This is a genomic window from uncultured Corynebacterium sp. (assembly GCF_902782855.1).
GTDB lineage: Bacteria > Actinomycetota > Actinomycetes > Mycobacteriales > Mycobacteriaceae > Corynebacterium.
In genome coordinates, this window is sequence record NZ_CACZOO010000020.1 from 1 (window position 1) to 9,267 (window position 9,267).

Sequence of the window (9,267 nt, forward strand, 5' to 3'; positions counted from 1 at the left end):
GCCCCGCGCGTTCGGACAGGGCAGCCACGGACATGCCGCGGGAGGTGCGCAGGGTGCGGACCCGGTGGCCGAGACCGATCTCGATCGAGTGCTCCTCAGCCCGGCTCTGCGGGTCGGTGAGCTCGTGGTCGGGGGCGGCGTCGGCGGGCTGGGGTGTCATGGCAACGATCGTAGCTGTAACCCCGGGAAACGTCAGCGCATCTCACCGGCGCCGATGTACGGGTGGAGGCTGCGGGTGAGATCGCCCTCGGCGAAGCGGGACAGCCGGAAGTCGGACGCCGGGATGTCGGGGTCGGAGGAGTCCCCGTCGAGCAGCAGGTCGGCGACGAAGTCGGCGACCGCGGGTGCGATCTTGAATCCGTGGCCGGAGAAACCGACGGCGAGGAAGAGCCCGTCGATGCCGGAGGGTCCCATGATCGGGTTGTAGTCGGGGGTCGTGTCGTAGCAGCCGGCGTAGGTGCTCGTCAGGCCGGGGTTCGGCATGTCCGGCAGGCGGTGCAGGAGTTTGCCGATGGTCCATTCGATGAAGTCGTCGTCGGCCTTGTTGGGGTAGTTGTCCGGGTCGGCCCAGTGGACCTTCTGGTGGTCGGAGTTGCCGCAGAGGATGTCACCGTTGGGTTCACCGGCGAGGTACTGGAGGCTGACGAGGTCGGAGAGCACCGGGACCCGGCCGATCGGCTCGCCGGGGTCGACGAGCATGAGCTGGGCACGCTGGGCACGCACCGGAATGTCCAGGCCGATCGTGTCGCCGAGCCCGGCGGCCCAGGCGCCGGTGGCGAGGATGACCTGGCCGGCGCCGACGGCGGAGCCGTCGGCCAGGGTGACGCCGGTGACGCGTGCCCCGTCGGCGTCGGACTCCCGGGTGAAGCCGGTGACCGTGGTGCCGGTGCGGATCTTCGCGCCCTGCTGCCGGGCGACGACGGAGAAGGCCATGCCGAGCATGGGGGCGTCGCCGCGTCCGCCGAGGGGTTCGTAGGCGATCTTGGCGAAGTCGTCGACGTTGAGACCCGGCCAGAGCTCGCGGGCCTTGTCACCGCCGATGAACTCGACGTCGATGCCGAGGGAGTGCTGCATTGTGATGGTGGCCTCGAGGTTGTCGACGTTCTCCTCGCCGACGGCGACCATGTAGCCGCAGTTACGGAAGCCGCAGTCGTCGCCGAGGATCTCGGGGGCGTTGTGGAGGAACTGCGTGCCCTTCCATCCCATCTTGGCGACCGACGGGGTGCCGTAGTGGGCGCGGACGACGCCGGAGGATTTGCCGGTCATGCCGCCGCAGAGCTGGTCGCGTTCGATGACGAGGACGCTGCGCTCGCCGCGGGAGGTCAAACCCCAGGCGATGGCGAGACCTTCGAGTCCGCCGCCGATGATGACGTAGTCGTAGGTGCTGCCGTACGTGCTGTCGTGGCTGCTCATGTGCTGTTGTCCTGACTGTGGGTGGCGCGTATGCTGGACGAAGATTCGTGGCGTGAATCGGTGACTACTGAGATGAAACATGTTCCGTGTTTCCGGAGTGTAACGACAGGAAGAATGAATGATGACCGACCTCCCCGCTGCAGCGGCACTCGCCGCCGCTCTCGACGCCGACGCCGCCCTCACCACCTTCCGTGGCATGTGGGCCGACCTCGACAAGATCGGCGTGACCCCCACCGGCACCCGCCGCTACTCCTGGACCGAGGAGGACGCCGCGCTGCGCCGCTGGTTCACCGACCAGGCGTCCGTCCGGGGGATGGCGGTGCACACGGACGTCAACGGGAACATCCGCGCCTGGTGGGGTGGTCGCCCAGCCGACGGGGACGCCGGAGTGGTCACCGGATCACACCTCGACTCGGTCGCCGACGGCGGGAAGTGGGACGGGCCGCTCGGCGTCCTCCTCGGCTTCCTGGCGGTCGACGCTCTCGCCGCCGCCGAGGCGCGCGGGGAGTTCACCTGTGCCCGGCCGGTCGGCGTCGTCGACTACATGGACGAGGAGGGGACGCGCTTCGGCGTGGCCTGCCTCGGCTCCAAGCTCATGTCGGGTGCGCTGGACCCGGACACGGCCCGTGCGCTCACCGACGCGTCCGGGGCGAGTCTCGCCGAGGCGATGCGTGCTGCCGGGGCGGACCCGGACCTCATCGGCCGGGACGACGCCGAGATCGCCCGCTCGGGAACCCAGATCGAGGTGCACATCGAGCAGGGCAGGCAGCTCGCCGTTCTGGATGCACCGGTCGGGGTGGCCTCGGCGATCTGGCCGCACGGCCGTTGGTCCTTCACCTTCTCCGGGCTGGCCGACCACGCCGGCACCGCACGTCTGGTCGACCGGAAGGACGCCGCCCTGCCCTTCGCGTCCACTGTCCTCGCGGCCCGCACGGTGGCGCAGGAACTGGACGCCCGCGCGACCTTCGGTCGGTTCCATGTCGAACCCGGCGGACCGAATGTCGTCCCGGCGACGGTGGTGGCACTGCTCGATGCCCGCGCCGCGACTGACGGGGTCCTCATGGAGATGGTCGACCGCATCGTGGTCGCCGCGCGCGCGGCCGGGCGGGAGCACGGCGTGACGGTGACGGCGGAGAAGATCTCCCACGCCCCGGTTGTCGACTTCGATGAGGGGCTGCGTGAGCTGCACGGAAAACTTGCCGCTGAGGCGGGGGAGTACCTGCCCGAGGTGCCGACGCAGGCCGGGCACGATTCGGGCATCCTCGCCCCGGTCATGCCGACCTCGATGCTCTTCGTCCGCTCGCCGCACGGGATCTCGCACTCACCGCTGGAGGATGCCTCGGACGCTGACGTGCTCGCCGGCCTGCGCGCGCTCGTGCGGTCCCTTGCGGTGCTCGCCGGTGATGATTAACGGGGACGAAACAGCTCGTTGACAGGACGGAAAAGGTCTCTCCGTAAGTTTCCTAGTGTTCAACGCTAGACACCACAGGGAATCAACAAGGAGAATCCACCATGGCCATCGACGGCACCGCCATCAACTTCCGTTACCTCAGCGAGCCGGACATGATCGAGGCCGGTGTGACCGACATCGCCCGTTGTGTCGACGTCATGGAGGAGACGCTCATCCTGCTCAACAAGGGTGACTACATGATGGCCGGCCTCAACCACAACTCCCACGGCGCCATGATCTCCTTCCCGGAGAAGCCGGAGTTCGAGGGCATGCCCGCCGACGGCCCGGACCGCCGCTTCATGGCGATGCCCGCCTACCTCGGCGGCCGCTTCAACAACACCGGCGTGAAGTGGTACGGCTCCAACGCGGAGAACAAGAAGGACGGCCTGCCCCGCTCCATCCACGTCTTCGTCCTCAACGACACCGTCACCGGCGCGCCGAAGGCCATCATGAGCGCCAACCTCCTCTCCGCCGTGCGCACCGGCGCGGTCCCGGGTGTCGGCGTGAAGTACCTGTCCAACCCGGACTCCAAGGTCCTCGCCGTCGTCGGCCCGGGCGTCATGGCCAGGACGAACACCGACGCGATCATGGCGCTGCGTCCCGGTATCGGGACCATCAAGGTCAAGGGCCGTTCCCAGCGCGGCATCGACAGCTTCGCCGCCTACATCGCGGAGAAGTACCCGTCCGTGACGGTCGTCGGCTGCGACTCCATCGAGGAGGCGGTGAAGGACGCCGACATCGTCATGGCGTCCACCACCACCGACGCCGCCGGTCCGTCCGCCTTCCCCTATTTCAAGGAGGAGTGGCTGAAGCCGGGCTGCCTCGTCGCCGCGCCGGCCGCCGCACGCTTCGACGACGAGTTCCTCGCCGGGAACGCCCGACTGGTCCTCGACGCCTACGGCCTCTACGAGGCGTGGGAGGAGGAGTACGGTGACCAGGCCTTCGTCCTCCTCGGCATCCCCGGCACCAAGTGGTACGACCTGGTCCGCGAGGGCAAGCTCGAGAAGTCCAGGATCGAGGTCGTCGCCGACGTCGCCGAGGGCACGGCGCCGGGCTGGGACCCGACGAAGATCACCCTCTACTCCGTCGGCGGCATGCCGGTCGAGGACGTCGCCTGGGCCACCGACCTCTACGCCACCGCGGAGGAGAAGAACATCGGCCAGGTGCTGAACCTGTGGGAGAAGCCTGAGCTCGCCTAGATTGCCGCAGTGTTTCCTGAGCCGCCCGGGGACGTCACCGTCCTTTAACCGGGCGGCTCATGTTATGAAACGGCAGGTCATGACAATGAACTCATGACCACAGCGACACACACCACAGACAGACCGCCCGCCCCGCCGGCGACCAGCCTGCCCCGCTGGGCGGACGCACCACCCCCCGTCGACGACACCTCCAGTGAACAGATGCTCGTCCGCTGTGACGGGGACGCGGGCACCGGGGACCACTGGCTCCGCGAACTGCGGGCCCGGGGCATAGAGCCACTCCAGGTGCGCGTCCGCGCGCCCAGGGTGACCTCCCCGACGCTCCTGCGCACCGACGCCGACCGCGGCCTCACCGGTCTGGCCCAGGTGCGGCGCATGCTCGACACCGCGACCGTGGGCCTCCGCCTGCTGGTCACCGGCACGGAATGGCAGGTCCTCACGGTCACCGCCACCGCACTGGGCTGCGGGATGCTCCGCTCCGAGATCCGGGCCGCCGCCACCGCGCCGGGAATCTCCGGCGCCCCGGTCCCGCTCATCGTCTTCTGCGCCCACTGCGAGGCCGAGACGCTCTCCCCGGCCGCGACCCCGGGGGACACCCTCACCTGCGCGGGCTGCCGGCGGTTGCTCGCCGTCCACCCGCACGTCAACAGTTCCCGGGCCCGCTACCTCGGCTCCGACGCGACAGCGGGGGACCTGACATGACCGCCATGACCGCCCCCCGCGTCAGCTCCCTCACCGTCACCGCCGTGGAACGTCCCACCGAACGGGTCCGCGTCCTCCACCTCGCCGCCGCCGACGGGGGCGTCCTCCCCGGGTATTCCCCGGGGGCGAACCTCCGGGTCAACGCCGGCGGAAAGTGGAACTCCTACTCCCTGACCGGTCTCGGTATCGCGCCGGTGGAGTACTCCGTCGGCGTCCTCGACCAGGGGGGCGGATCCCGCTGGATCCACGAGAACCTCACCGTCGGCAGCACGGTAGAGGTCCGCGGCCCGGAGAACGCCTTCGCCCCCGACCTCAGCGGGAGTCGGGTGTTCCTCGTCGCCGGCGGGATCGGCGTCACCCCGGTCGTCGCCTACGCCCGCGCCGCGGTCTTCCACGGCTGGGAGCTGGAGGTCGTCTACAGCCACTCCGCCCCGGAGGGCGCTTTCGCCGCCGAACTCCGCGCACTGGCCGCCGCGGCCGGGGGACGGTTCACCGAGGTCTGCCACCGCGACGAACTCACTGCGGTGCTCACCGAGCGCCTCCAGCACCAGCCGCTGGGGACCCGGGCCTACGCCTGCGGGCCCGACGGGATGATCGGGCTCTACCGCAGCGTCGCCGCGAGTCAGGGCTGGCCGGCCGAACGGCTCCACCAGGAACACTTCGGTGTCTCCGATCTGCCGCCCGGCAACGCCTTCGAGTACCGTGTCGCCGGCGACACGGACGGCGGGACGCGCCGGGTCGAACCCGGGGTCAGTCTGCTCGACGCCCTGCTCGCCGAGGGGCGCCCGGCGCCGTACCTGTGCCGTCAGGGTGTGTGCGGCCAGTGCAGGCTGGAGGTCTCCGGCATCCGCTCCGAGGACCTCGACCACCGCGACCACGTCCTCGATGACGCCGAGCGTGAGGCCGGCGACTGCATCCTCACCTGTGTCTCCCGGGGAACCGGGAACGGAATCCTGGAGGTTTCGCTGCCATGACCGCTCAACTGAACGACCACCTGACCTCCCGTCTCGCCGGCTTCCCGTGGCCCTTCGGTGACGGGGAGCGCACCTTCCGCTACTCGGTGAACGTCGGTGAGGCCCGGAGACCGCAGCCCACCGCCGCAGGAGAATGGGGACGCCACATCGTCGCGATCGACGGGGACTACCCCGCGCTGATCGCCGCGAAGGAGAACGTGTTGCGCACTGATCCGGGCCGGCTCGCCGTCGCCGACCACATGCGGCCCGCCTGCTGGGACGTCATGCTGTGGCTGATGGCGCAGCTGGACGCCGACCACCCGGAGGTCATGCACCTCGACCGCGTCGGTGACGGCACCGGTGCGGGGGAGTACCGGTGGCGCAACGACCTGCTGGACATCGACCGGACCTTCACTGTCGGTGACGAGACCACCCTCGGTGAGAATCCGCTGCTGTTCATCGGGCGCCAGGTCCCGGAGGACCTGTTGCTCGCCACCGAACGGGAGGGGCGGATATTCCTCGACGCCGGCCTGGTGACCTTCGCCAACGACTGGTCGGTGAAGTTCGACGTGGGCATGAGTTTCGCCGAGATCCACGGGCCGATCCCACGCTTCACCGGGGAGGGGATCACCTCCCGGGCGGAGAAGTTCATGATGATGATGACAGGTGAGCGGACGTTCCGCCGCGTCAACTGGACTTTCTCGGGGATCGGGTCGAAGCGGATGGACGCCAGCCTCGAGACCTACGACCGCTGGGGCTGGGAACCAGCCCGGATCGTCGCGGACAAGGACTGGGGGCGGGTGCAGCTGCGCATCGAGCTGGAGCACTTCGTCCGGCTGCCGGTCACCGGTGCTCACCTGTTCAGTATCCGCACCTGCATGCTGTCTCTCGCGGAGATCGCCACGGTCCCGGAATGGGCGTCCCAGCTCGCCGACATCGTCGAGGAACTGCCGGAGGATATCGCGACCTACAAGGGTTTCGTGGAATGGCGGGGGGAGGCGATGGCGTGGCTGCGGGCGACGGCCGGAATCTCGCCTGTCGGAAACAATTGAATCGCTGTTCTTTTACCGGAGGGTAACCGTCGGTAGACGGTGGTGACACAGATTCACCGTAACTTCGAGATCAGCGTTCCGGTCGGGTGCCGGAACGACCGACTTCAGGAGAGTTACGTATGGAACCCGCAGACATTGCCTGGATCCTGGCCGCCGTGGCCCTGGTCCTGCTGATGTTCCCCGGCCTGGCCATGCTGTACGGCGGCATGCTGTCCGGGCGCAGTGTGATCAACATGATGATGATGGTCATGTCGTCACTGGCCGTCACCACCGTCGTCTACGTCATTGTCGGTCACGGACTCGTCGTCGGTGATTCCGTCGGCGGTCTCGGGCTGATCGGTGATCCGTTGAGTTTCTCGTTCTACTCGGATCTCGTCACGGACGACGGTGAGGGGTCGACATTGTTCGGCGCCTTCTACATTCTCTTCGCCGCTATTTCGGTGGCCCTGGTCGCCTCCGGTGCGGCGGGCCGCATGAAATTCGACGCCTGGATGATCTTCACCGTGTTCTGGGTGCTGCTGGTGTACGCGCCCCTCGGCCACTGGGTCTTCTCCCCGGAGGGCTGGATGCGTGACAGTCTCGGCCTGCACGACTACGCCGGCGGTACCGCGGTCCACATGAACGCCGGCGCGGCGGGCCTGGCGCTCGCCTTCGCCCTCGGGCGCCGGGCGAAGACCGAGGAGAAGCCGCACAACCTCCCGCTGATGCTCATCGGTGTGGGCATGATCGCCATGGGCTGGCTCGGTTTCAACGGCGGCACCGCGGGCGCCGCGGACTTCCTCGCCGAGTACGTCGTCCTCACCACGATCCTCGCCTTCGCCGGCGGCATGCTCGGGTTCATCATCATGCAGCGTCTCATCGACGGCGCGTACACCCTGATGGGTCTGGCCACCGGTGGCCTGGCGGGCATGGTGGCGATCACCCCGGTGGCGGACGCCGTCAACCCGGTCTGCGCGATCGTCGCCGGCGCTCTCGGCGCCGCGGGCGCGTTCGGGATGATCAAGCTCAAGGACCGGATCGGTATCGACGACGCGGCGGACGTGTTCGCCGTCCACGGTGTCGCCGGCGCGGTGGGTGCACTCTTCGTCGTCTTCTTCGCGGACTCCGGGACTCCGGCGGGACGCACCGGCATCGTCTTCGGCGGCGACTGGGGACTGTTGTGGCGGGAGATCGTGGCGATCGTCGTGACGATCGGCTTCTCCTTCATCGTCACCTACGTCATCGCGAAGGCGATGAACGCGGTCCGGCCGATCCGCTTCGAGGAGAACGTGGAGATCAGGGGTGTGGACGCCGCCGTCCACTCCGAGCAGGCCTATGACCGCGTCATCGAGTAGTCCGGCAGACCTGTCCCCGTAAGTTGCATTGCAAGAGGCATCGTTTACGGACCTGAAACCAGCCGGAGACCACGGGGTAAAAGTGGGGCCATAGGTTTCTTAGTGTTCAACCAAATCCACTAAGGAGAGATTCTGTGTCTGATCCCACCGCCACCACCGTTGACCCGTTCCTCGTCACCAAGGGCTTCCAGGAGAACCTGCCCCAGATGCCTGTCGAGGAGTACCCGGGCACCGAGGGTTTCATCGACGACGTCTACCGTGACCCCTCCGACTCCTCGCTGTGGTCCGGCTACTTCAGGCTGAACCACACCGACGCCCCGCTGGACTACCTCTACACCTACAACGAGATGAAGGTCGTCCTGCAGGGCACCTTCCGCCTCGAGAACGCGGACACCGGCCAGGTCGAGTTCGCCGGCCCGACGGACGCCATCTTCTTCCCGAAGGGATCGCGGATCCTGTTCTCCACCGAGGATCCGTCCGCGCTGGCGTTCTACGCCCGCTGCGAGGACCTTCCGGAGTAGAGGGGGAACCACCGTGCCTGTCCAGATGTCGACGACGACCGTCCCGAGGTTCACCGCCACGGATACGGTACCCACCACACCGGAGCGTCCCGCGGGCGCCCTTTACCGGGACCACAGGGTGGAGATCTCCGCCGGGAACTTCGCTGCCACCGAAGCGGAACTCCGCGCCCTGTGCGCGACGGCTGTCGTCGGGGACAGGGTGCACCTCACCGGCCCGGAGGAGGGGCTTCTCCTGGCCGCCGCCCTGCTCCGGGACCACGGCTTCGGCGACGACGAGATCCTGCTCACCTGCACCACCCCGGGCAGCCCGTTCGCCGACCCTGACCTGCGGCGGGTGAACTGCTGCCACTGCCGCACGGTCTCCACCCTCCCCGTCGCCGTCGGGGACGTGGTGGACTGCGCCGGGTGCGGACGCTCCGTCGTCGTCTACCACCACTTCTCCCGACGCACCGCCAGCTACCTCGCCTACCAGCCTGAGGAGGAGTAATGACCACCGTCCTGAGCTCCCCGCGCGTCCCCCGCGCGATCCGCCCCGAGACCCTGGAGATGACCGTCGCTGCCGTGGAGCCGCTCACCGACGACATCCGCCACGTGGTCCTCACCACCGGCGGGAAACTCCCGCCCTTCGACGCGGGCAGTCACA

The 9,267-nt window shown here is 68.4% G+C and carries 9 protein-coding genes; 8 read left to right on the forward strand and 1 reads right to left on the reverse strand.

Annotated features, from left to right (window positions below):
• Nucleotides 1–192: 192 nt before the first annotated feature.
• Nucleotides 193–1,413 (reverse strand): FAD-binding oxidoreductase, encoded by a 1,221-nt coding sequence (locus tag QZV72_RS00945; protein ID WP_297004110.1) that lies wholly within the window; start codon nucleotides 1,411–1,413, stop codon nucleotides 193–195.
• A gap of 121 nt (nucleotides 1,414–1,534) precedes the next feature.
• Between QZV72_RS00945 and QZV72_RS00950 the strand changes: the two genes are divergently transcribed.
• From QZV72_RS00950 to QZV72_RS00985, 8 genes are all read left to right on the forward strand, one after another.
• Nucleotides 1,535–2,824 (forward strand): allantoate amidohydrolase, encoded by a 1,290-nt coding sequence (locus tag QZV72_RS00950; RefSeq protein WP_297004112.1) that lies wholly within the window; start codon nucleotides 1,535–1,537, stop codon nucleotides 2,822–2,824.
• A 101-nt stretch (nucleotides 2,825–2,925) separates the two neighbouring features.
• Complete coding sequence (locus QZV72_RS00955) at nucleotides 2,926–4,062, forward strand: tyramine oxidase subunit B (protein WP_297004114.1); 1,137 nt, start codon at nucleotides 2,926–2,928, stop codon at nucleotides 4,060–4,062.
• A 93-nt stretch (nucleotides 4,063–4,155) separates the two neighbouring features.
• Complete coding sequence (locus tag QZV72_RS00960; RefSeq protein WP_297004116.1) at nucleotides 4,156–4,764, forward strand: dimethylamine monooxygenase subunit DmmA family protein; 609 nt, start codon at nucleotides 4,156–4,158, stop codon at nucleotides 4,762–4,764.
• Complete coding sequence (locus QZV72_RS00965) at nucleotides 4,761–5,738, forward strand: PDR/VanB family oxidoreductase (RefSeq protein ID WP_297004118.1); 978 nt, start codon at nucleotides 4,761–4,763, stop codon at nucleotides 5,736–5,738. Before QZV72_RS00960 ends, QZV72_RS00965 begins: the two co-directional genes overlap by 4 nt.
• Complete coding sequence (locus tag QZV72_RS00970) at nucleotides 5,735–6,769, forward strand: DUF3445 domain-containing protein (RefSeq protein ID WP_297004120.1); 1,035 nt, start codon at nucleotides 5,735–5,737, stop codon at nucleotides 6,767–6,769. The genes QZV72_RS00965 and QZV72_RS00970 overlap by 4 nt, the downstream gene beginning before the upstream one ends.
• Nucleotides 6,770–6,888: 119 nt before the next feature.
• The gene (locus QZV72_RS00975) at nucleotides 6,889–8,103 is read left to right on the forward strand and encodes an ammonium transporter (RefSeq protein WP_297004121.1); all 1,215 of its coding nucleotides are present in this window, start codon (nucleotides 6,889–6,891) and stop codon (nucleotides 8,101–8,103) included.
• 134 nt (nucleotides 8,104–8,237) lie between these two features.
• Nucleotides 8,238–8,624 carry an ethanolamine utilization protein gene (locus tag QZV72_RS00980; protein ID WP_297004123.1) on the forward strand — a complete coding sequence of 129 codons (387 nt, stop codon included), beginning with the start codon at nucleotides 8,238–8,240 and terminating at the stop codon, nucleotides 8,622–8,624.
• A gap of 13 nt (nucleotides 8,625–8,637) precedes the next feature.
• Entirely contained in the window at nucleotides 8,638–9,111 is a 474-nt protein-coding gene (locus QZV72_RS00985) for a dimethylamine monooxygenase subunit DmmA family protein (RefSeq protein ID WP_297004125.1), read from the forward strand.
• Nucleotides 9,112–9,267: the final 156 nt, after the last annotated feature.